This is a genomic window from Nitrospirota bacterium (assembly GCA_040755395.1).
Taxonomy (GTDB): Bacteria; Nitrospirota; Nitrospiria; order Nitrospirales; family Nitrospiraceae; genus DATLZU01.
In genome coordinates this window covers 39566-60053 of record JBFMAX010000006.1, presented here as the reverse complement: position 1 = coordinate 60053, position 20488 = coordinate 39566, and the positions used below count along the sequence as shown (strand labels likewise).

Here is a 20488-nt window from a genome sequence, read left to right as displayed (position 1 = left end):
CGCTCCCCCTGAAGCTATTTCTCTTTCGCCCCGTCCTTTCCCGACTCGCTCTGTTCAAGCCCCTTGGCGATCTTCGGAGGACGAGTGATGACCTCGTCGATGATGCCGTACTTCTTGGCTTCTTCGCCGGACATGAAGTAATCGCGTTCCGTATCCTGGGCAATCTTCTCCAGCGGTTGGCCGGTATGCCGGGCGAGAATGTCATTCAGCCGCTCGCGAATCTTGAGAATTTCCCGGGCGTGGATGTCGATTTCGGTCGCTTGTCCCTGAAACCCCCCCATCGGCTGGTGGATCATCACCCGCGCGTTGGGCAACGCGAACCGTTTGCCCTTCGTACCCGCGGCCAGCAGCAGGGCTCCCATGCTGGCTGCCTGGCCCAGACAGATGGTCGTAATGGGCGGCTTCACGTATTGCATGGTGTCGTAGATGCCCAGCCCGGCCGTCACGCTGCCGCCTGGGGAGTTGATATACAGGTTGATGTCCTTCTCCGGATCTTCGGCTTCCAGAAACAGCAGTTGAGCGATAACGAGGTTCGCGAACACGTCGTCGATCGGGGCTCCCAGGAAAATAATGCGGTCTTTGAGAAGGCGCGAATAAATATCGTAGGCGCGCTCGCCTCGATTCGTTTGCTCGATGACAATCGGAACCAGCATGCCGTGCAATCCTTTCAGCTAGAAAGTCGTCGGTAGTCTACCATATTTGGTGTCCGCGCGTGCTCAGGATGTGGTGAGACGGAAGGAGCGGATGACGGTCATCCCTGAATCACCGAATGGCGATAGACGAAATCGAGGGCTTTGTCCGCCAAGATGCGGGCCTTCAATTCGTCCACCGACTCTTGTCCGCCCGCAAGGATCAACCGCCGGAGTTCATCCGCCGACAGCTTGAGTTCCCCGGCCAACCGGGCGATTTCCGCGTTGATATCCTCCTCTTCAACGGTCAGCCCTTCTTTTTCTGCGATCGCTTCCAAGATCAAGCCGATCTTGACCCGGCGTTGGGCTTCTGGGCGGTTCTCCTCGCGGAATTTGTTGAGTTCCTCCCCGCGGATCGCGGGTTCATCCTGGCCAGCTCCCGCCCCTCGTTGCCGGCGGCGTGCCTGCAGGTGCTGCCGGAGCATGGCCGACAGCTCCCGTTCCACAAGCGTCTCGGGCAGTTCAAAGTGATGAGTTTCCGCCAGGCGCTTCAGGATCGTGTCTTTGTACGTTTCCTCGATGTCTTTCTTCAGCGCCTTTTCCAATTCGCCGCGGAGTCTGTCCCTGAGTTCCTGCAACGAATTGTAAGGACCGCAGTCCTTGGCGAATTCGTCATCGACCGGCGGGAGCTTTTTCTGTTTAATCGAGCGGATCTTCAGGCGGAAGACCACCGTCTTTCCTGCCACCCGGGGATCGGGATGGGTCGGAGGATACGGTTGGGAGATCTCCACCAACTCTCCCTCTTTTTTGCCGAGGAGATGCGGGTCGATCTCAACGCCGAGGATCGGGGTCCTCGACCCGACCTTATGGAGCAGACCTTCTTTCTTGGTCCCTTCGAGGGACGCGAGGTCAAGAAACCCTTCGACGTCGAGGATCGCATAATCCCCTTCGCTGAGCGGGATTCCCGCCGGCGCGGCGTCCAGCCTGGCATGTTGCTCTCGGAGGACCTCGATCGCTCGATCGATTTGTTCGTCGGTGACCGTCCGTTTATCGGGTTTGAGCGAGATGGGATTAGGCGCCTTGTAGTCCCGCAGTTCGATCTTGGGCTTGATCTCGACGGTCGCCGTAAAGGTGAAGGCGGCGTCTTTCTTGATCTTCACCCGCTCCAACGGCGGAATTTCGACCAGGATAGGGACGATACCGGCCTGCCGGATGGCTCGATCATAGTAATCCGGTACAAGTCTCCGGACGACGTCTTCCTCCACCGTCTTCGCGTAGCGCTTTTCCAGCAACGCCAGGGGGGCTTTGCCCGGACGAAAGCCGGGAATTTGGACCTGGCGGTTCAGTTCATTGTACGCTTCAACAAATCGCTGCTTGACTTCCTCGGCCGGCACTTCGATCTTGAGCGCCCGTTTCATCGGTCCGAGTTCGGTGACTTCCATCTTCATGTGTCATGGACTCCAGCCGACAACCCGACCCCAGCAGCATCCGCTTTCTGTCGGGAACTTAGCGTGTCAGTTCGGGTTTTGAGGGTTGCGGATCGGTTCGCGAGATTGTTGGTGCGAGAGGGGGGACTTGAACCCCCACGGTTGCCCACGAGATCCTAAGTCTCGCGCGTCTGCCAGTTCCGCCACTCTCGCCCCTGCCGACCTGTAGCGGAAGCGCAATCACCGCGTTGCGCGCGCCGTTCGGCCGCCTCGCTACGGCTCTCTTGTACAGCCCGTCGCGCGCCAGTGTCAACCATGATTGTCCGAGGCGACGGGCGGCTTCGGGCTCCTTGACGGCTACGATCGATTCTGCGACACGGGGGCGACGACCGCGCTTCCGCTCAACGGACCCAAGGCGAGTCCGGACAAGCCTCGCGGCCTGGTCGGAGTCTCCCGGCGAGAGGAGGTAGCGCAAGGGTGGGTTGGGCGGTATAATAATCCATCGAAACACTCGGGAAGGTTTCCGGATCTTCACGGACTTGGCCGGTGGCGTCTCGGTGTTCAACTCCCAACGTTCTCGCCGGTTGATCGGGTTTTTCTTCCTTGACACAGACTCGGAAGCCTTGACCGTCGCGCGGCATGCGAGGTCTCTCGGGAAGCGCACCGGAAGGAGGTGCCAGATGAAACGATGGGTTATTATTGGAACAGTCTTGTTCGCTGCGGTGGCGTCAGCGGAGACGAGCTGGGCGTATCGAGATTATTTCAGCCCCGAACAAAAGGCCCAACTGGCCAAGATTCAGACAGTCCTAGTGGAAGCCATCGCCCTCACGGACAAAGGCGCAGTCGACGCCGGGCCGATCGCGGAAGTCGTCACGCGTCGCATGAGCGAACTCGGCTATACGGTCGTCCGTGACGGCGCGAAGCCCCACGACGTCGTCTTCAAGGTCAAGTGCGAGCAGCGGAAGACGTGGGAAGGCACGACAGCGGCCGGAGGAGACAACGATCTCCCCGATGCTCCCTCTCGGCTGTGGAAGGGGCCGGCCTGCCAATTGACGTATGTGCTGGGCGGTATGAAGATCAAGTGGCAGAAGGAAGTACGAACGGACTTTGACGACGCGGTGCAGGCGGCAAACGGTGGAGACCCCGGTGCGTTTGCGATGGCCAAGCTCAAGGAGCGGCTGGAGCAGTACGATTTCCCGGTCCTCGTCACAGCGGAATGGGGGCAGCCGGATCGACTCATTAAGCTGCTAGACGACAAGGGCACGAATCAGTTGCGAAGGCTGAAAGTGATTTCGGTCCTCGGCGAGATGCAGGCGGACGAGGCGCTGCCCAAACTCAAGGAGGCGCTCAAGGACAAAGACTTGGCCAAGCAGGCGGCCGTGGCCTTGGGCAATGTCGGCAGAGACGGCATCCCGCTCTTGATCGATATTCTGAAAAATTCCAAGCAACCGGAGCTCCAGGCTGCGGCGGCGAAAGGCTTGGGCGATGTCGGGAACCTGTACGGCGACAATTCCGTGGTGCCCCCGCTTCTCGAAATGCTGGATGCGCCGGGGATCGACGTGACCGTGCAGACGGAGATCGCCTGGGCGCTGGGGCGGGTGCCGGACCGGCGGTCGGTACAGCCGCTGTTCGCGCTCGACCGAAAGCTCCAGAAGATTCGGAATGATCCCCCGGATCCCTTGATCAAGAAGCTCAAGGAAGCGGTATTCTGGGCCATTAAACAGGTCTACACGGAAGATCAGTACAGCTAAGCGCCTGCAGTGCGGAGAAGCCGGAGGGGCAGGCCGCAAGTCCGATCCTCGACTTGCGGCCTGTCGCCGTTTCTAGCGCCTTTCCTCCCCGGTCCCGCTCGCGGATCCTCCCCACCTTCATGATGTGTCACCGAGTGGAATGCATGCGCCTGTAATAGGCGGCCACTTTCATCCGATTGCCGCACAGCCGCATGCTGCACCAGTGGCGGGCGTGATTCTTCGTGGTGTCGTAAAAATAGAGGATGCACGCCGGATTCTGACATTTCTTCACCAGCGACAGATCCGCCCGGCTGAGCAAGTCCGCGGCGGCTTCGGCGAGGACCCCCAACACTCCTGTCGCGCGATCGGCAGCGGTCCTAAATTGGAGGTCATACCTGCGCCCGGTCCGGACCAACTGGAAATGACCGGTCCGGCCGGTGAGCAACCGGTTGATCGCCTCCACCGCTGACGCGGGCGCAGGCCTGCCCGACACGATACGTTCGACCATCTCGCGCAGGACCGCGCGGAAGGCCTTGACCCGGTCGAGCAGGCGGTCGCCGGACTGATCTTCCGCGCGCGCCGTCGGCGACCCTGCGCTCGACGCGCGGTCCATCAGTCTCGCTTCTTCGAGCCACGCCAGCAAATCGGAAGGGCGTTCCAGAAGATCCACCGGCCGGCCGGCCTGCATGACCTGCGTGTTGATGAAATCCAAGCAGGGATGATTGCCCACGAACAGGAACTTGCTGGTCATCCTGCCCTGCATCACCGTGACCTTGTTCGGCCTCGCACCGTCTACGCTGCACTTGACAGGTTAGCCTTTCCCAGGTATAACTGTCAAAATATATGTTCGATGGTTATCCCGCTCCAGGGAAGCGAAAGGAGGTTGGCCATGCGGATGCAGGCAATGGGCGGTCAGCTCTTGGAGAAACTGCAAACCGGGCACGTCGGCCTCAACGTGAGCGACCTCGCCCGCGCGGGAGCGTTCTATCGACAGGTCTTTGGATTTCGGGTGATGGGAGAATCGCGCGAGGGGGGCAGGAAATTTCTCTTCCTCGGCGACGGCCGCGAATTGCAGCTCACGCTGTGGGAGCAAAGCGAAGGCCGTTTCGAACGACGCAAACCGGGGCTGCATCATCTTGCGTTTCAGGTCGCCGACATCGCGCAGGTCAGAGAAGCTGAACGGCGACTGCGGGCGCTGAAGGTTCCTTTTCATTACGACGGTATTGTCCGGCAGGCGGAGGGTTCGCCTGCTACTGGCGTATTTTTTGAGGATCCTGACGGGACTCGTCTGGAGATCTACTGTCCGTCGGGCGGAGGAGACCACCCTATACCGGTGCCGGGAGTGCCCTCCTGCGGGTTCTTTTGAGGCGCCAGCGAAAGGCGGGATCGGAGCCATGGCGTACCATGACGGCGAGCGGGAGGTGCAAGTTCGAGCCGGAGTTGATTCCGAGGCCTGTCGGGTTGGCAACATGATTCGCCGGACCATTCCGTCAGCGGCCGCCGAGTTTTTAGCCGGTCTGCCCGTGCTCGTCGTCGGATCGGTCGATGAGGCCGGGCGGGTGTGGGCTTCGTTGCTGACCGGCAGACCGGGGTTCCTGGACGTGCCGGACGACACGACGCTGCGCATTCAGGCTACGCCGGCCGCTGGCGATCCTTTGCACAAGAACCTGCGAATCGGGGCGCCTGTCGGGCTTATCGCCATCGAGTTCGAAACCCGCAAACGCATGCGGCTGAACGGCCGGGTTGTCCAGGCAGACGAGGCTCTCCTCATCCGGGCTGAAGAGGTGTACGGGAACTGTCCGAAGTACATCCAAGCGCGCCGTCTCGAACTGTCGGCTGGAGTGTCCGATCAGGTCGCGCATGCCGCGCGCAGGCCGGTGCTCACTCATGCCCAGCAACGCTGGATTGCGGAGGCCGATACCTTCTTCGTGGCCAGCTATCACAAGGCGGGCGGCGCGGACGTCTCGCATCGAGGGGGCAATCCGGGATTCATCAGGGTGTTAGACGACAAAACGCTCGTCTGGCCGGACTATCCGGGCAACCGGATGTTTCAGACGCTTGGCAACCTCACCTGCAATCCGAGTTGCGGGCTGCTTTTCGTCGATTTCGATCGAGGGAGCACGCTTCAACTGACCGGTGAGGGTCGAGTCCGGTGGGAACGCGAGGAGCTGGAGGCTTACCCGGGTGCCGAGCGGCTCGTGGAATTCCGAATCGAGCACACGATTGAAACCGTCGACGCCCACAGCTTGCGCGTTCGATTTCTCGGCTCCTCTCCCTTCAACCCCGCCAGGCCGGCGCCGGCGCGCACGTGGAGAAAAAGATCAACGGCAGTGATAGACTCACCCGGCGCTTTCATTCCATCAGGAGGACCTCTATGAGCACGATCTCGCGTCGACGCTTTCTGCAACTCTCCGCCGCGGCCGGCGGGGCGCTCGTCATAGGCGACTGGGCAGAACAGATCTTTGGGTTCGCAGGCAGGACGCACATCGCCTCGGCTTCCGAGCCGATCAAAGTCGGCATCATCGATCCCTTGTCCAGCCCGTATAAGACATCCTCGATCCACGACGTGCACGGGGCCACGGTGGCGTTGGACCTCTATAACAAGCGGGGCGGGGTACTGGGCCGTCCGGTCGGCCTCATCGAGGCCGATGACGCGTCCAACGTGGACACGGCGATCAAGGCTGCCACCAAACTGATCAAAGACGATCGTGTGGATTTCCTCATGGGCACGTTTAACGGCGATGTGGCGCTCGCCGTGTCGGAACTCGCCAAGAAGGAAAACAAGCTCTTCATGGTCACCGGCGCCCACATCATGGACTTGACCGGCTCCCGCTGTAACTCACACACGTTCGTCTTCATGCCGAACGCCCGCATGATGGCCCAGGCGGTGACGCCTCATATCGTCAAGGCTTACGGCAACAAGTGGTTCATGATCACGGCCGACACGATGGACGGCAAGGCGGCGCTCCAGGCCATGACCGATGCGCTGAAGGCTCACGGCGGCGACGTGGTCGGGTCGGTCACGACGGCCTTTGGTGCGACCGATTTCAGCGGTCCACTGACGGAAGCCAAGAACGCCAAGCCGGGTGCGGTCATCCTGAACCTCTACGGCTGGGATCTCGTTCGTGCGTTGAAAGCCTACACGAAACTGGAACTGGCAAGAGAGAAGATCGGCGTCGGGGGGATGATCGGCGGTGAGCAGATCGGTCGACCGTTGGGCTATGCGAACAATGCCGGCGTTTGGGGGTTGATCTGGGATCCGAAGATCAATACCGAGGGCTCGAAGCGCTTTATTCAAGGCGTGATCGACAAATACAACCATACGCCGACGTCGCGCTGTTACCTCGGCTACGCGGCGATGATGCAAATCTTGGAAGCGGTCCGGCGGGCCGGGACGACCGAGACAGCGGCTGTGATCAAGGCCTTGGAGGGCCACGAGTTCGACGGGCTCAAGGAAGGCCGCTCCTACTTCCGGGCCTGGGACCATCAGCACGTGCAAGATGTCCTGGTGGGCGAAGCCTACGGAAAAGAGCTGGGACTGGGCCACTACAAGATTCTCGCCACCGTGCCGGGAGATGCAGTCGCCGGCGGGGTCGAGCAGAACACCTGCCGATTGTGAGATGCGCTCTTCGCTGAGCGACGGATGGCCGGTCGCAGCCCGGGCTGCGACCGGCGTTGTGCCTAGCGTCCTTGCTTCTCCCCTGCTCTGGCCCGTCCCTTCCGGCCGTGCTCGCCGGCAGCTTCATCGGCCCGTTCGAGTCCGCGCTTCTTCCCCTTTTTCTTTGATTTCATCTCCTTTCCAGTCTTCTTTCCGTCTTCAGCCTTGGGCTCCTCGGAAGCCGCTGGAGCGGCGGGAGCCGGCTCGGCCGGAGCAGGTGCCGGCGGCGCTGGAGCAGCCGGAGCGGATGGGGCTGGCTCCTCCGCGAAGGTCGAGGTAAAGGTGAGGGTCATGACGATAGCCAGCAAGCTTCTCTGCATCTGCCTCATGGGCGTACCTCCTTGTGCTGGGAAGACGGGCGACCTGGCGGTGCGGCTACCGCGTCATCAGGTCGTTTAATGACGTGTCGAGTGGTTCTATCCCTTCGGCGCCCCCTGCTGAACGGCGGATTTCATCGGGATGATGAGTTAACCCGCATTATTCATGACAGTTCGTCGCGAAAACGCGGAGACGCGTTGTGAGACGGGCAAGCACAGCCACGAAGGAGGGACGCATACCGGGGACCCGTTGCCAGGCTTCATGCAACGGGTGGTCAGTATGTTGACCGACTGAGTGGCGAGCACGCCCGTCGGAACAGCGTATCCGCGTTTGCAGCAGAAGCGTTCATGAATAATGCGGGTTAAGCAGCCTTCACCTCTGAGGCGCAGTGAGCGCACTTCGTCGCCTTGAGCGGAATCTCGGAAAAGCAGTACGGGCAGGGTTTGGTCGACGGAGCGGGCTGAGCATCCGGCTTCCTGGTCAAGGCGTTGACTCGCCTGACCAGCAAAAAGATCGCAAACGCCACGATCACGAAATCCAGGACCGCTTGCAGAAACACTCCGTAGTTGATGGTCGGCGCGCCGGCCGCTTTCGCCGCGGTGAGCGAGGGATAGGGCTGACCGGACAGGTTGATAAACAGACTGGAGAAGTCCACTTTGCCCAACAGCAGACCGATCGGCGGCATCAGGATGTCGCTGACCATTGAGCTCACGATTTTGCCGAACGCCCCGCCGATGATGATCCCGACGGCCATATCCAGCACATTGCCGCGCAAGGCGAAAGCTTTGAATTCGTCGAGCATAGTCGCCCTCCAGATGAAATTGTGAATTGCAGGAGATCGTTCCTGTGACGTGCGAGGCAAGTTCCGCTATTGTCCGAAGAGTTTCTTCAGCGCCTCTTGGCCTTTCTGGACCGCCTCTTCTGCGCTCTTGGATTTCAGCATCTCTTGGACTGTTTCCCTCACTTTCTCTTTGACCTGCTCCTGGACCTTGGCGCCGATGGCCTTGGTGTCGAGCCCGTACACAGGCGCCTGCGCGGTACCGGTGATAAGCAGCGGCACGGTCATCCGGCCGCCCGCCATGGCAAGCTTGGCCGCCGGTGAAGCGGCAGCGATCTTCTGACTCAACGCTTCAGACAGGTTGAGGGTGGCTTTGAGATTGAACGTCTGATCGAACCCAACGGTGCCCGCCACCGCGGCCTGGAAATCGTGGCTTTCGACCAGCAGCCGCTGCACCGTGATCACGCCCTGCTTGATCACGACGTCGCCTTCAATCGTCGAGAACACCGTGGCTTTGACATTGTCCGTCGCGATGCCGGCTACTTTGAGCAGGGCGGCCACCTCCTGCAAGAGGTTAACGCCTTCGAGCTTGCCGTCCTTGACGGCCACGTGGCCGACTCCCTCGAGCGCCTTTGTGAGATTCGGCATGGACAAGCCGCGACCCCGCACGGCGAGATCCGCGGCGGCGGACCCGCTGATCGACAGGACATCCGCGCCGACGGCTTCGAGCGCCGGCCCCAGTTGCAGTCCCTGGACGGCCACATGCGCGTCAAACGGAGGCGCTTCGGCTCCCAACGTCAACCCGCCCTGCGCCTTGACCTGTCCGTTCAAGAGGTCGAACGCCAGATTACTCACCTGCGCCTGCTGGTCGTGCAGTTCGGCGGAGATTTGGAGATTTTTGATCTCGATGGGTTTCTCGAGCGGCAATGCCACGGGGAGGTCGGCGGTGTTGATCACCGGCGAAGCAACGTTGACGGAGGTACGGCCGCTCACGGACCTGCCCGTGAGGACGAACTGCGTGTTCCCGAGCGACACCGTGGCGGTCGCCGCTTCGATGTCGGCGGTTTCCTTGAGCGGACCGAACCTGCCGTCGATCGTGAACGGCACATTCATCGGCTGCACGAGCATGGAAACGTGGAGGTTCGGCGTCTGGCCCAAGCCGACAGAAGAGAGCCGCACGGTCAGGTCCTGCAACGTGTATTCGGCCGGCTTCTCCGCCGAGAGGTCGCGGTACGTCACCTTTCCGCCGGTCAGCGACACGCGATCAACGGCCAGCAGGGCCAGAATGCGGAGCGGGCCTGCGGGCGGATGGGTCGGCACGCGGGTCACGGCTTGAGGTTCGGCCGGACCTTTCTTCCCGATGGTGGACACGTTCAACGCTCCGTCGCGATTCTTGATGACGGTGATGGCGGGATCCCGCAACGTGATCTCTTCGACTTCGACGCGGCCGCTCAAGAGCGGCATCAGCTTGACGCCGACATCGAGCGAGGTCAGCGAGGCAAAGGGGTTTGAGCCGAAGGCGGGATCGTCGAGCACGGAAAACTCGGTTATTCGCGCGCCAACCCGGGGGAGGATGGTGAGCCGGATATCCTTGAGCGCGACTTTCCTGTTCAGCGCGTCTTCGATGAAGGGGCGGTACTGATCCTGGTATGTGTTGAGGTCGATGAGAAACGGCAGGAGGAGGGCCAGGAGCACCAGCACAAGAATGACGACGCCGAGACCCGCCAGGACTTTCATCATGTCGCCTCCTCTCGTTGTCGCTGCAGTATAGTGAGGCCGCTCCGTAAGGGTCAACGCGAGCGACCATATTTCCTGTGCGCCCGGGATAGCGAAGCCGTGTTGGCCTCCGCGATCCGAACCGACCGGATCGGACCTGTCTTGGGTCGGTGAAACAGGCCCGAAACGTGTCTCCTTCACCTTGCCGCTGATAGGGTCGCATGCTAAGATGCCTTTTCTGTGCTGGCGACCTGGGCGGTGTTCGGCTCATGATGAAAACCCGACGAAGCGCTGCGGAAGGAGCGAAACGGCAAAGATGTCTTCTGCAGCCGCCAAGAGCTGTCCCAGGACGGCAGGCTTGGCTGGTGATGGGACGAGGAAGAGGGAGCCCGGAAACGGAGAGTCGTTGAGAGGTTTCTCCGGGTGCCACGAGCCATCACAGGGCACCCGGCTCCGCTAGCGAGGTGGAGAGGTGCGAGAGTGGACGAATCGGCGTGCCTGGAGAGCACGTGTGCTGGCAACGGCACCGTGGGTTCGAATCCCACCCTCTCCGCCATATGAAGACGTGAAACGTGAAGCGTGAAACGTGAGAGGGTGGGATTCGAACGAGGGGGAACGCGGGGGAGAGGCTCCCTCGCGTGGGGATCGTACAAGGGGGCTGGCCCCCTTGTAGGAGCGCGCGCGCAGCACCTCGGCCGGGTACCCGCCCAGCGGGTGAACGAATGCCCACCCTCTCCGCCATACCCTTCGGGAATGTTGAATTAGGAATGCGGAATTTGAGATGACACGTGCGAGCAACGCTCTTTAAATTAATTCCTCATTTCTAATTCAAAATTCATAATTCAGCATTGAAAAGATAGGGGCTGGGCCCTGTGCAACAGAATCCTGTGAACCCCGCCAGGTCCGGAAGGAAGCAACGGTAAGCAGGCCAGTCTGGGTGCCGCAGGATCACCTGGCCCCGCTCTTTCGGGAAATGAGGAATGTTGAATGAGGAATGTAGTATTGAAAACCCAGCCCGACATTCCTCATTCCTAATTCCACATTTCGCATTGGAGCTTGTGACGTTGGATTATCAGGTTTCCGCCAGAAAGTACCGGCCCGGCACGTTTGGGGACGTGATCGGGCAGCCGCACGTCGTTCAGACGTTGGTCAACGCAATCAACACGAGACGGATCGCGCCGGCCTTCCTGTTTTCCGGCACCCGCGGCGTGGGCAAGACCACGGTCGCGCGGATTCTGGCCAAAGCGCTCAATTGCGAACAGGGGCCGACCGGCATGCCGTGCAACGTCTGTCCGAATTGCGTCGAGATCACACAGGGAACCTCGGTGGACGTGATCGAGATCGACGGCGCGTCGAATACGAGCGTCGACGACGTGCGCGAGATCCGCGAGAACGTCAAGTTCACGCCGTTTCGCGGGGGCTATCGCGTCTATATCATCGACGAAGTCCATATGCTGTCGAATTCCGCGTTCAACGCGCTGCTCAAGACGCTGGAAGAGCCGCCGCCGCACGTGGTGTTCATCTTCGCGACCACCGAGATTCATAAGATCCCGCCGACCATCCTTTCGCGCTGCCAACACTACAACTTTCGGCGCATTCCCCGGGCCGAAATCATCGAGCGGCTGCGTCACGTGGCCGCGCAGGACGGTATTACGGTAGAGGAGCGCAGCCTGACCGCTCTGGCTCGGGCCAGCGAAGGCAGCATGCGGGACGCGCTCAGTCTCCTCGACCAGGCGGTGGCCTTCGGCGGGAAGACGATCAACCATGCCGACTTGGAAGCGCTGCTCGGGGCCGTGCCGCAGGAACACGTCCGCGCGATGATCGAGGCCGTCATTGCGCAAGACAGCCCGGCGGCGCTGCGCGTGATCCACCGCCTGCTTAATCAAGGTCATGACCTGCGCGCCTATTGCGCCGATCTCGTCGAGTACGTGCGGAATCTCCTGGTGGCGTCGGTCGTGCCGGCGCCGCAGGATCTGCGGGGGCTGATCGAGGCGTCCGAGGAAGACATTCGCCGGCTCGCAGCGGATGCCAAGATGTTCACGCCGGAGCAGGTGCAGGAATTGTTTCGGATCTTGACCCAAGCCGAAGATGCCCTGCGGCTGAGCACCCATCCCCGATACGTGCTGGAGGTGGCCGCGGTGCGGGCCACCAGGCTGATCGGCTCCGGCACACGGGACGCGGCTGTCCCCGCGCGCGAGAAGGCTGTACCGGCTGCATCAGTGAAGCCGGAAACAGCCGGCAAACCGGGCCCATTCTCACATTCCGCACGGGCGGCGAAAGTTCCAGCGGTCCGAAACTCGGCGTCAGGCAAGCCCGTGACAACGAGTCCGTCATCGGCGGCGCCGCCCGCCGGAGAGCCGCGCACCGCCACGTCGACCGCTGCGCGTGCGTCGGCAGACCCGGCTCGGGACTGTGGCCAACCGCCGGTCCCCGTCCTGGGTTCCGCTTCGGCCGACAAACTGTCCGTCGGGAACGAACCCGCACTGTCCGCACCCGTGACTGCGTCAGCCCTTCCGCTTCGGCTCGACTGGGAACAATTTCAGGAAGAGGTCGCGAACGCTCATCCCGGCATTGCCTCGTTTCTCGAACGAGCGCGCTTCGTCGGGATCGATGGGGATCAGATCACCATCGGTTTCGCCAAGGGAGAGATGGTGGCCCGGTCGTTTATCGAGAGGGCAGACAATCTGCGGACCATCACCGAGCTTTGCCAGCGGCTGGCGGGCCAGCCGGCCCGGCTTCGCGTGGTTGAGTTAGGGGACACGGATCAGCCGGGACCGACCATGGCCGAGATGCGAGCGGCCAAGGAGCGGGAGCAGCGGCTGGTGCTGTTCGAGCGCGCCCGTGCCCATCCCTTGGTGAAACAAGCCCTCGAGATGTTCGGCGGGGACCTCGTCGAGGTCCGCGAGACTTCGGCTCCGGAAGCGCATCGCTCGTCCCCGTCGCGGGAGGCCCGATCATGAAGAATCCGTTCGGCAATATGGCCAACTTGGTGAAGCAGGCGCAGGCCATGCAGGAGCAAATGGCCAAGCTCCAGGAACAAGCGGCGGCGAAGACCGTGACCGGCACGGCCGGCGGCGGGATCGTCACGGTGACGGCCAACGGGGCCATGCAGATCGTCAGCGTCGTCCTCGATCCGGAAGTCGTCAAGTCCGGCGATGTGGACATGCTGCAGGATTTAGTTACGGCTGCGACGAACGAAGCGCTGCGCAAGGCGCGCGACATGGTGTCCGAGGAAATGAAAGCGTTGACGGGCGGCTTACGAATCCCTGGACTGTTCTGAATGCGTGATGCTGCGAAGAAGGAAAGACGTTCGGAGCATCTTCGATTCATCATTCACTCCGTCATCGATACCTGATCCGTAATGGGTGTTGATCAACAAGGGTTGCTGGCGCGGTTGATCAGTGAGTTGGTGAGACTGCCCGGCATCGGCCGGAAAAGCGCCCAGCGGCTGGCCTTTCACTTACTCAAAGCGGAACGCGAGGAGGCCCAGCGGCTGGCCGACGCGATCCGCGCCGTCAAGGATGGCCTCTCGTTCTGCCGTCAGTGCCGGAACATCGCGGAAGACGAATTGTGCGAGTTTTGTTTGGATCCCAAACGGGATCGAACCAAAATCCTCGTGGTGGAGGAACCGAGTACGCTGTACGCCATCGAGCGCGCCGGCGGCTATCGCGGGCTGTACCATGTTCTCTTAGGATCTCTTTCGCCGTTGGACGGGGTCGGTCCTTCGGACATTCGGGCGCAGGAATTGGTCGACCGGCTAAAGGCGGGCGGAACCGAAGAAGTGATTCTCGCCACTAATCCGACCATCGAAGGAGAAGCGACGGCGATCTATCTCACCAAGCTGGTGAAGCCTTTCGGTGTACGGGTCTCGCGGATCGCTTACGGGATTCCGGTCGGGATGGATATCGAGTATGCCGACGAGGTCACGCTTCTGAAATCCATCGAAGGAAGACGAGAGGTGTAAGGCCGTGGTCCTGCGCGGCCCATTGACCCCCTCGGTCGCCGACTGATATAGTTTGGGCTCCGCCGAAGCTTGGAGCCCATCGACCTGTACGATGAAGTCTCGCCCATCAGCCAAGGCAAAAGCGAAGGCCCCAGGCCGCACAAAACTCGCCAAGTCTCCCCGGTCCCGGTCCGGCGATCAATATCCGGACATTCGTCGCGACCTTGAACGGCAACGCGCCGCCATCCTGGAGGAAGCCGGGGAAGTGCTGACCAATCGCGCCAAATTGGAGAGTTTCCCCGACGTCAGTGATCAGGCCTCGGCGGAGGTGGACCAGAACTTCTCGCTGCGGATCAGGGAGCGCGAGCGGAAGCTGCTGAAGAAGATCGACGACGCGCTCGGCCGCCTCGCCACCAACACCTATGGCATCTGCGAGCGGTGCGGTGAGGAGATCCCGTACAAGCGACTCAAAGCCCGCCCTGTCACCACCCTCTGCATCGCGTGTAAGACCCTCCAGGAAGAAGAAGAGAAAATCCGCCGGTAACGCTCTCGTCCCGCGGCGCAGAACCTCGTGGTTCAAAAAGTCCGCACATCGTATGGATGGAAACCTCCGGCCGAATGGGGCGCACTAGCGGCGCAGGGTCTTCAGTTTTTGTCGGGCCCGGTCGGCCCGGTCGGCTTCCTCGGGGATGCCTTGGACGAGCGCCAGGTAGGTTTCGTACTCGGAAATGGCCCGCTTGTGGTTGACGGATTCATAGGCTTCTGCCAGGTTATAGCGGGCAATGGCGTAGTTGGGCCGCAGGGTGACCGCTTTTTCGAAGAAGGCGAGGGCGTTTTGTTTGTCTCCCAGTTTGGCATACACCGTCCCGAGATTATTGAGCACCTCCGGTGTATTGGGCCTGATCGAGAGGGATTGCAGCATTTCAGCCTTGGCTTTCTCCAGATCCCCTTTCTTTTCCCAAGCGACGCCCAGTCGATGATGAGCTTCCGCTAACCAGACCTTGTTGGAAAAACCGCTCGCGATGGCTTTCTGGTAGGCCTCGGCCGCGATGTCATAATTCTGGGGACCGCAGTAGGCCAGTTGCGCCGTCTGCCCTCGGGCGAATTGCTGGAGCGACGCGAACGGCTCCTTGTCTTCAACGCCCTGACTGTCGATGCGCTGGCCCTGCTTGGTCCCGGATGGATTGCGGAGACGGTCGAGAAACTCCTTTCGATAGGGAGAAAACAGCCTGACATAGGGATCGACCGAAAACGAAGCCTGGAGCAACGTGGGGCGGTCGCGATCTCCCAGGACCAAATATTGGGTGGTCGTTTTCTCGTCCCCCGTTTCGTAGAGAGCGCTGGACTCCATGTTGGCCCGGCTCGCCAGCTTAGCGACATTGAGATAGAACTCCAGCGAGGGTTTAAGCTGTGAGAGGGTCCGGCGCAAGACGGGATACGGTGCCAAGTCAAGCCCGGCAGCGTAGGTAAAGAGGGCACCGACGAGCACGCCGTCCTCGTCGAAGAAATACGACTCTTCAGCTTTGGATGCGCTGTGCTCAGCCGGGATCCGCAGCTCTTGCCCGCTGCCCCAGGGTTCACGCTGGATGGGCACCGAACTGTATCGTTGGAGAAACACGGTCTTCTGGTCGCACAGCGCGGCGGACTTCAGGAGGAGAAGGTCGCTGGCGGAAGGGGGAAGATTCGACGGAGGTCCCTCCGTCGCACAGGCGACGGCAAGAGCCGTGACGGCCAAGCCGAACTGGATGGAACGGTGTCGCTCGGGATGCTGCTTCATCGGGATCGATGGACGCCCGGGCGTTTGGCGCCCATATGAACCCTAAGATACTGCGACGGGCAAAGGCAAGAGGGAAACGGCGCGTGGTGAAGTGAAAAGAAGAGGCTCGTCTCCGGATTATTGAGTCCCTAACCGATACCGCTGGGCGTCGAGCATCGCGTCTTCGCTTGTGTACCCGTGCAAGTTGGGATTGAGAGAAGACAGACCGTACACAGGCCGGTTGATCCCGTAGTCAAGGCCCACCCCGATGGGATGCAGAAGAAACGCGATCCAGCGGAGCGGATGGTCGTTGATAGGAGAAGCGGCCATAGGATTCGTATAGACGAGGGATGTGCTGTCCATCGCGCCGTAAATACTCGTCGGTGGAGTGTAGCCTTCCATGTTCGTGCTGGCGCAGCCGCCGAGGCTCAACGTCGCTGCGATCGAGAAAGCCATTCCGACAAGAAACCGTGCTTGCCGCATGCCGCACCTCCCGTCATTCAGCAAGAAAGCTCAAGACCCGCCCAATACTACACACGGAAGTGTAGCCGACCGTTGGCATTCTGTCCAGATTTTGACCCCGTTCCGCCACCTCGGCTCCTGCGGGGACAGGGGACAAAGAAGAGGAGTTGTGGGTTGAGGACTCTCTCCGCCCGCAACAGTTTATGATAAGGCGATGAAGAGCGGGCGGAGCACACGACGTGCGGTGATGGTGGGCGATACTGGTATCGAACCAGTGGCCTCTTCCGTGTGAGGGAAGCGCTCTCCCACTGAGCTAATCGCCCACCCGCGCGCCAGTCTAGCATGGTCGTCGAATCATATTCAATCTCACCGGGCGCGAAAACCTCGTTCTCCCTTGCCCTTCCGCGCGCCTGACCGAGTATCTTGACTCGACCCGCCCGGTATGATTAGCAAGTGTTGAAAAAGCGCCTTCGTCACCGTGAGAATAAAACGTCCGAGGAGACACGGACAGGTTCTACATCGCCTGCCGATGTTCGCTGCAAGCCATCGCCTCGGCCGAGCGAGTGCCAGGCCGGCGGACTTGCTCAACATTTTGTGCGGTCTGCCTCGTGCACCGACCGCAAGGAATCAGCCAGCATGGGGTTCTCCGCTTTGCTTGCCCTGCGGCATAGCACGCCCGTTTCGCCGACGAATCTCGTGGCGTTGCGACTGACGCTGGCCGTCGCGTGGCTCGTCCTCTCCGCTTGCGGAAAGCAAAGCGACGCGGTGGTGTCCATCGCTTTGCACCCCACGAATCCGAACATCATCTATGTCGCCACGAACGAGGCGGTGTACAAGACCCGCGACGGCGGGACGACCTGGGAGAAGTTTACGAACTTCAGCGCCAGGCGGGTCACGGTCGTCGCCGTCGATCCGCAACTCCCGGCCACCGTGTATGCCGGCACAATGGGGGACGCGGTGTACAAAAGCCCCGACGGCGGCCAGCATTGGCTGCCTCATAACGTGGGCCTTAAAGAGCACGTCTCCTACGTCAACCAGTTCGTGTTTCATCCAACCCGCACCGAGATCGTCTATGCGGCTACGACGGTCGGCGCCTTCTATACCAAGGACGGCGGCAGAGAATGGGAAGAGCGCATGAACGGGATGAAGGAAGTGCACATCGTCGTGACCATTGCCATGAACCCCAAGAACCCGCAGATCTTGTACGCGGGTACGACCGGAGGAGTCTATCGGACCCGCGACGGCGGGGCTTCCTGGCACAAGATCAACAACGGGTTGATCCCGGAAACAGAGCTCATGGCGTCGATGTCGCTCGGCGTGAATATCCTTGTCGTGGACCCGGTGACTCCCGATACGGTCTATGCCGGGACCACCAACGGGCTGTTCAAGACGACGAACGGAGGGGAGGCCTGGGAACGGATCGGCCGCTCTCTTCCGGATCAGTTCATCAGCGCGATGCTGATCCACCCGACCGATCACAACGTGCTGTACGTGGGAGGACGCGCCGGCGTCTTCAAGAGTGACGACGCCGGCGCGAGTTGGCGGCCCATGAACAACGGGCTCGAGACGTTGAACATCCGCACGATCGTCATGAGCCCGCGCGATCCGGATCTTTTGTTCGCCGGCACGAACGGCAGCGGGCTCTATCGTTCGACCGACGGCGGCGAGACCTGGACCCGTGTGCCGTTGACCGAAGCCACCGCGGCTCGGGTCGCCGTGACCGGCTAATCGACCAGAGGCGTCTACCATGCCGATCATCCTGCTTGTCCGTCACGGCGAAACGGACTGGAACCGCAGCGGGCAAATCATGGGCGATCAGCCTGTTCCGCTGAACCAGCATGGCGAGGCTCAGGCGCATCTGCTTGCTGCCTGCTTGAAGGGCCGTGGAGTCCAGACCGTTTATTCGAGCCCTGTCACGCGGGCGGTTCAGACTGCGGAGATTCTGGCATCGGTCTTAGGGGCGCGCGTCACCGTGCTGCCCGGTCTATCGGAAATCGGGGTCGGCGAGTGGGCGGGAAAATTCTGGAAAGACCTGGCCGACGAGCCGGTGAAACAAAACTATTACTCCAAACCGCACGAAGCCAGACCGCCGGGCGGGGAAACGCTGGCCGAGGTCCAAGCCCGCGCCGTGGCGGCCGTCGAGGAGGCCTGCCGCAACGGAACCTGCGAACCGTTCTTGTTCGTGTCACACGCCGACGTCATCCGCTCGGTTCTGGCGCACTACCTGCGGCTGGACTTCGTCGGCCTGCGCCAGGCGCGGATCGACCATGCCTCGCTGACGGCGCTGCGTCTCGCGGAAGGGACGGCCGAGTTGCTCTGTCTGAACTATACGCCCTCGGTCGCCGGCCTGAGTCTGTAAGATTTCGCGACGCCTCGTTCAACTCCCGGCTTTTTGACCCGATTCGCCTCCGTGTCGGTATCGGCCGCGATACGAGGTCATCGCGTCGGAGAGCGCCTTCCATTCTTGCGCCGTCAGAATTTCCTTCATCTTGAAGCGGAGGCCGAGGATCTTTGACGCCGACCGCATGCGGTGGTTGTTCATGTCGTCGAGGATTTTCGTGAAGTCCTCTGGCGCGGCCTCGTAGTTGGCGTTCAGCTCATAGAGCTTCTGGTGATACTGCCGGCTTTGCTCGGTCGAGTGCCTGATCTCGCCCAAGATGTCGCCCAGGATCTCGTTCACCTGCTTGGCCTTGGCCGGATCCTGGATCGTCTTCTGGACGAGAGCGGTCATGTCCTTGGCAGCCTTCTCCCATCCGTACTCGCCGCCGGAGTATCCCATCCGTTGGTGATAGGAGCTGCACCCTGCGAGGACCACCGCCATCACTGCCAACAACGCGATGCCGTTCACTGCCTTCATGCCGGTCTCTCCTTTCGACAAATCGTCCACCTCGTCATCCCCTTGCTTGCCTGGCACAAGCCGCTATATCCTTTTCAAGGAACCCAGCGTCGATCATTCATGTCTGAAGCTACCCACAACGCGCCGCGTCCTCTCGATCCCATTCCGCAACTGCGCGACGAGTTTCGTCGCCACCTGGAAACGTTTTATGCGAAGTTGAAACTGGCGCCTCCCTATCACAGTGTCGAAAAGGCCGTTCTTCAGCTCGCGACGACTCTCAAGGCTTTGCCGCCCGCGGAACGGGATCGCATCGCCGTCGATCCCGAGTTGCGATGGGCCCGGTATGCCGAGGCGTTCACGGTGGCCGGCCTCAATCAGAAGCATCGCGGCATCATCGTCGGGTTGGCCCGGTCGCGACAGACCCTTGACCTTCCGAAGGAGTATGACCGGTTCCTGGATGCCTTCATGACGTAGCGGCCCGACCGGACGGTTTCTCCAAGGCCGCGCGCAGCTCCTGGTATAGCTCGATGAGACGGCCGTTCTCCAATCGATAGGCGAACGCCACGGTGATGAGGCCGAACGCGACCACCAACAGACCCACCCCTGTGACCCCCAGCCCCATCAAGAGTCCGCTGAAGGACTCCGCGCCGCCTTGCATGATGTAGGCGATCAGGAACCCGATCGTCCCCAACCCGACGACCCCGAACCACAGCAGTGTCAGAATCGCCGAGGACCAGGGAATCCGCTTCGTGTACACCAGCCGGACGGTCTCGCCGTCCGGAATGACGTCGATCGTGCCCTTGATCGGCCAAGCCGTTCGAAACCGCAACGAGAACAGATGACACTGGGGGCGAATCGTCAAACGTCTCTCTTCGGGGAAAAAGCGGGCGACGCCATGCGGAAGAGCGAGCACGCCGTTGCGGTCGAAGCGGTCTTTCAACTGCAGGAGATTCGTGCCGTCCAATCGGTCCTGGCCGCGAGCGATCCCGCAACCGTAGCGACTGGCATCCGGCCAGAGGCTCGAAAAAAACCACCAGTCACCCACGATAAGCCCGAGGAACAACACTGCAGCAAACAGTCCGACCAGCACCATCGGGCCTACCATAGCACATGCGAAGGCGCGTCGAAAGACAGGGAAAGACAAGCGGCCCGTCCGATGACGTGACGGCGGCTCGGCGCAGGCGGCCGCAGTGTACGAATCTGTTGACTCGGTGTGACGACTTCGCTAGAGTAAG

The 20488-nt window shown here is 61.2% G+C and carries 21 protein-coding genes, 3 tRNA genes and 1 other RNA gene; 13 read left to right on the top strand and 12 right to left on the bottom strand.

Features of this window, described 5'->3' with window-relative positions; genetic code table 11:
* Nucleotides 1-14: 14 nt before the first annotated feature.
* The 3 genes from clpP to AB1555_11065 form a co-directional block, all read right to left on the bottom strand.
* Nucleotides 15-653, bottom strand: a complete 639-nt coding sequence (gene clpP, locus AB1555_11075) for an ATP-dependent Clp endopeptidase proteolytic subunit ClpP (protein MEW6247236.1) — start codon at nucleotides 651-653, stop codon at nucleotides 15-17.
* Nucleotides 654-751: 98 nt separating this feature from the next.
* Nucleotides 752-2077 (bottom strand): trigger factor, encoded by a 1326-nt coding sequence (gene tig / locus AB1555_11070; protein ID MEW6247235.1) that lies wholly within the window; start codon nucleotides 2075-2077, stop codon nucleotides 752-754.
* A 109-nt stretch (nucleotides 2078-2186) separates the two neighbouring features.
* Nucleotides 2187-2269, bottom strand: a tRNA-Leu gene (locus AB1555_11065).
* Nucleotides 2270-2736: 467 nt separating this feature from the next.
* Here AB1555_11065 and AB1555_11060 point away from each other — a divergent pair.
* The gene (locus AB1555_11060; GenBank protein ID MEW6247234.1) at nucleotides 2737-3807 is read left to right on the top strand and encodes a HEAT repeat domain-containing protein; all 1071 of its coding nucleotides are present in this window, start codon (nucleotides 2737-2739) and stop codon (nucleotides 3805-3807) included.
* A gap of 127 nt (nucleotides 3808-3934) precedes the next feature.
* On the opposite strand, the gene AB1555_11055 is transcribed toward AB1555_11060, so the two are convergent.
* Complete coding sequence (locus AB1555_11055; GenBank protein MEW6247233.1) at nucleotides 3935-4537, bottom strand: ABATE domain-containing protein; 603 nt, start codon at nucleotides 4535-4537, stop codon at nucleotides 3935-3937.
* Between the two features lie 138 nt (nucleotides 4538-4675).
* Between AB1555_11055 and AB1555_11050 the strand changes: the two genes are divergently transcribed.
* The 3 genes from AB1555_11050 to AB1555_11040 are packed head-to-tail and all read left to right on the top strand — an operon-like array spanning nucleotide 4676 to nucleotide 7405.
* A complete protein-coding gene (locus tag AB1555_11050; GenBank protein MEW6247232.1) occupies nucleotides 4676-5152 on the top strand; it encodes a VOC family protein in 477 nt (158 codons plus the stop codon).
* Between the two features lie 28 nt (nucleotides 5153-5180).
* Nucleotides 5181-6164 (top strand): pyridoxamine 5'-phosphate oxidase family protein, encoded by a 984-nt coding sequence (locus tag AB1555_11045; protein ID MEW6247231.1) that lies wholly within the window; start codon nucleotides 5181-5183, stop codon nucleotides 6162-6164.
* Nucleotides 6161-7405: an ABC transporter substrate-binding protein gene (locus tag AB1555_11040; GenBank protein MEW6247230.1), complete on the top strand. Its 1245-nt coding sequence runs from the start codon at nucleotides 6161-6163 to the stop codon at nucleotides 7403-7405. The genes AB1555_11045 and AB1555_11040 overlap by 4 nt, the downstream gene beginning before the upstream one ends.
* Nucleotides 7406-7467: 62 nt before the next feature.
* On the opposite strand, the gene AB1555_11035 is transcribed toward AB1555_11040, so the two are convergent.
* From AB1555_11035 to AB1555_11025, 3 genes are all read right to left on the bottom strand, one after another.
* A complete protein-coding gene (locus AB1555_11035) occupies nucleotides 7468-7773 on the bottom strand; it encodes a hypothetical protein (GenBank protein MEW6247229.1) in 306 nt (101 codons plus the stop codon).
* Between the two features lie 350 nt (nucleotides 7774-8123).
* Nucleotides 8124-8564: a large-conductance mechanosensitive channel protein MscL gene (gene mscL, locus AB1555_11030; protein ID MEW6247228.1), complete on the bottom strand. Its 441-nt coding sequence runs from the start codon at nucleotides 8562-8564 to the stop codon at nucleotides 8124-8126.
* Between the two features lie 66 nt (nucleotides 8565-8630).
* A complete protein-coding gene (locus tag AB1555_11025; protein MEW6247227.1) occupies nucleotides 8631-10280 on the bottom strand; it encodes an AsmA family protein in 1650 nt (549 codons plus the stop codon).
* Nucleotides 10281-10722: 442 nt separating this feature from the next.
* Here AB1555_11025 and AB1555_11020 point away from each other — a divergent pair.
* The 6 genes from AB1555_11020 (at nucleotide 10723) to AB1555_10995 (ending at nucleotide 14743) form a co-directional block, all read left to right on the top strand.
* Nucleotides 10723-10812: transfer RNA gene (locus tag AB1555_11020), tRNA-Ser, on the top strand.
* A 305-nt stretch (nucleotides 10813-11117) separates the two neighbouring features.
* Nucleotides 11118-11217, top strand: an RNA gene (gene ffs / locus AB1555_11015) — signal recognition particle sRNA small type.
* Nucleotides 11218-11314: 97 nt separating this feature from the next.
* On the top strand, nucleotides 11315-13216 hold the full coding sequence (gene dnaX / locus AB1555_11010) for a DNA polymerase III subunit gamma/tau (GenBank protein ID MEW6247226.1): 1902 nt from the start codon (nucleotides 11315-11317) through the stop codon (nucleotides 13214-13216).
* Nucleotides 13213-13536, top strand: a complete 324-nt coding sequence (locus AB1555_11005) for a YbaB/EbfC family nucleoid-associated protein (protein MEW6247225.1) — start codon at nucleotides 13213-13215, stop codon at nucleotides 13534-13536. Before dnaX ends, AB1555_11005 begins: the two co-directional genes overlap by 4 nt.
* An 81-nt stretch (nucleotides 13537-13617) precedes the next feature.
* Nucleotides 13618-14220, top strand: coding sequence for a recombination mediator RecR (gene recR, locus AB1555_11000; protein MEW6247224.1), 603 nt, complete (start codon nucleotides 13618-13620; stop codon nucleotides 14218-14220).
* 91 nt (nucleotides 14221-14311) lie between these two features.
* On the top strand, nucleotides 14312-14743 hold the full coding sequence (locus tag AB1555_10995; protein MEW6247223.1) for a TraR/DksA C4-type zinc finger protein: 432 nt from the start codon (nucleotides 14312-14314) through the stop codon (nucleotides 14741-14743).
* 84 nt (nucleotides 14744-14827) lie between these two features.
* Here the strand turns inward: AB1555_10995 and AB1555_10990 are convergent, their stop codons facing one another.
* The 3 genes from AB1555_10990 to AB1555_10980 all read right to left on the bottom strand — a co-directional run bounded on the left by AB1555_10990 (nucleotide 14828) and on the right by AB1555_10980 (nucleotide 16740).
* Nucleotides 14828-15976, bottom strand: coding sequence for a tetratricopeptide repeat protein (locus tag AB1555_10990; GenBank protein MEW6247222.1), 1149 nt, complete (start codon nucleotides 15974-15976; stop codon nucleotides 14828-14830).
* A 117-nt stretch (nucleotides 15977-16093) separates the two neighbouring features.
* Nucleotides 16094-16438, bottom strand: coding sequence for a hypothetical protein (locus AB1555_10985; protein MEW6247221.1), 345 nt, complete (start codon nucleotides 16436-16438; stop codon nucleotides 16094-16096).
* A gap of 227 nt (nucleotides 16439-16665) precedes the next feature.
* Nucleotides 16666-16740: transfer RNA gene (locus tag AB1555_10980), tRNA-Val, on the bottom strand.
* 313 nt (nucleotides 16741-17053) lie between these two features.
* On the opposite strand from AB1555_10980, the gene AB1555_10975 reads away from it, so the two are divergent.
* Together AB1555_10975 and AB1555_10970 are read left to right on the top strand one after the other, a co-directional pair.
* Complete coding sequence (locus AB1555_10975) at nucleotides 17054-18145, top strand: hypothetical protein (protein MEW6247220.1); 1092 nt, start codon at nucleotides 17054-17056, stop codon at nucleotides 18143-18145.
* A 19-nt stretch (nucleotides 18146-18164) separates the two neighbouring features.
* The gene (locus AB1555_10970) at nucleotides 18165-18776 is read left to right on the top strand and encodes a histidine phosphatase family protein (GenBank protein ID MEW6247219.1); all 612 of its coding nucleotides are present in this window, start codon (nucleotides 18165-18167) and stop codon (nucleotides 18774-18776) included.
* 18 nt (nucleotides 18777-18794) lie between these two features.
* Here the strand turns inward: AB1555_10970 and AB1555_10965 are convergent, their stop codons facing one another.
* A complete protein-coding gene (locus AB1555_10965) occupies nucleotides 18795-19274 on the bottom strand; it encodes a hypothetical protein (GenBank protein MEW6247218.1) in 480 nt (159 codons plus the stop codon).
* A gap of 99 nt (nucleotides 19275-19373) precedes the next feature.
* On the opposite strand from AB1555_10965, the gene AB1555_10960 reads away from it, so the two are divergent.
* Nucleotides 19374-19727 carry a hypothetical protein gene (locus tag AB1555_10960; protein MEW6247217.1) on the top strand — a complete coding sequence of 118 codons (354 nt, stop codon included), beginning with the start codon at nucleotides 19374-19376 and terminating at the stop codon, nucleotides 19725-19727.
* Here AB1555_10960 and AB1555_10955 read toward each other — a convergent pair.
* On the bottom strand, nucleotides 19717-20346 hold the full coding sequence (locus AB1555_10955; protein MEW6247216.1) for a hypothetical protein: 630 nt from the start codon (nucleotides 20344-20346) through the stop codon (nucleotides 19717-19719). The genes AB1555_10960 and AB1555_10955 overlap by 11 nt on opposite strands.
* Nucleotides 20347-20488 lie beyond the last annotated feature (142 nt).

What these genes read in the sequence shown, in the direction of transcription:
- clpP (MEW6247236.1), bottom strand. Translation starts at nt 653, where the DNA reads ATGCTGGTTCCGATTGTCATCGAGCAAACGAATCGAGGCGAGCGCGCC.
- tig (MEW6247235.1), bottom strand. Translation starts at nt 2,077, where the DNA reads ATGAAGATGGAAGTCACCGAACTCGGACCGATGAAACGGGCGCTCAAG.
- AB1555_11060 (MEW6247234.1), top strand. Translation starts at nt 2,737, where the DNA reads ATGAAACGATGGGTTATTATTGGAACAGTCTTGTTCGCTGCGGTGGCG.
- AB1555_11055 (MEW6247233.1), bottom strand. Translation starts at nt 4,537, where the DNA reads ATGACCAGCAAGTTCCTGTTCGTGGGCAATCATCCCTGCTTGGATTTC.
- AB1555_11050 (MEW6247232.1), top strand. Translation starts at nt 4,676, where the DNA reads ATGCGGATGCAGGCAATGGGCGGTCAGCTCTTGGAGAAACTGCAAACC.
- AB1555_11045 (MEW6247231.1), top strand. Translation starts at nt 5,181, where the DNA reads ATGGCGTACCATGACGGCGAGCGGGAGGTGCAAGTTCGAGCCGGAGTT.
- AB1555_11040 (MEW6247230.1), top strand. Translation starts at nt 6,161, where the DNA reads ATGAGCACGATCTCGCGTCGACGCTTTCTGCAACTCTCCGCCGCGGCC.
- AB1555_11035 (MEW6247229.1), bottom strand. Translation starts at nt 7,773, where the DNA reads ATGAGGCAGATGCAGAGAAGCTTGCTGGCTATCGTCATGACCCTCACC.
- mscL (MEW6247228.1), bottom strand. Translation starts at nt 8,564, where the DNA reads ATGCTCGACGAATTCAAAGCTTTCGCCTTGCGCGGCAATGTGCTGGAT.
- AB1555_11025 (MEW6247227.1), bottom strand. Translation starts at nt 10,280, where the DNA reads ATGATGAAAGTCCTGGCGGGTCTCGGCGTCGTCATTCTTGTGCTGGTG.
- AB1555_11005 (MEW6247225.1), top strand. Translation starts at nt 13,213, where the DNA reads ATGAAGAATCCGTTCGGCAATATGGCCAACTTGGTGAAGCAGGCGCAG.
- recR (MEW6247224.1), top strand. Translation starts at nt 13,618, where the DNA reads ATGGGTGTTGATCAACAAGGGTTGCTGGCGCGGTTGATCAGTGAGTTG.
- AB1555_10995 (MEW6247223.1), top strand. Translation starts at nt 14,312, where the DNA reads ATGAAGTCTCGCCCATCAGCCAAGGCAAAAGCGAAGGCCCCAGGCCGC.
- AB1555_10990 (MEW6247222.1), bottom strand. Translation starts at nt 15,976, where the DNA reads ATGAAGCAGCATCCCGAGCGACACCGTTCCATCCAGTTCGGCTTGGCC.
- AB1555_10985 (MEW6247221.1), bottom strand. Translation starts at nt 16,438, where the DNA reads ATGCGGCAAGCACGGTTTCTTGTCGGAATGGCTTTCTCGATCGCAGCG.
- AB1555_10975 (MEW6247220.1), top strand. Translation starts at nt 17,054, where the DNA reads ATGGGGTTCTCCGCTTTGCTTGCCCTGCGGCATAGCACGCCCGTTTCG.
- AB1555_10970 (MEW6247219.1), top strand. Translation starts at nt 18,165, where the DNA reads ATGCCGATCATCCTGCTTGTCCGTCACGGCGAAACGGACTGGAACCGC.
- AB1555_10965 (MEW6247218.1), bottom strand. Translation starts at nt 19,274, where the DNA reads ATGAAGGCAGTGAACGGCATCGCGTTGTTGGCAGTGATGGCGGTGGTC.
- AB1555_10960 (MEW6247217.1), top strand. Translation starts at nt 19,374, where the DNA reads ATGTCTGAAGCTACCCACAACGCGCCGCGTCCTCTCGATCCCATTCCG.
- AB1555_10955 (MEW6247216.1), bottom strand. Translation starts at nt 20,346, where the DNA reads ATGGTGCTGGTCGGACTGTTTGCTGCAGTGTTGTTCCTCGGGCTTATC.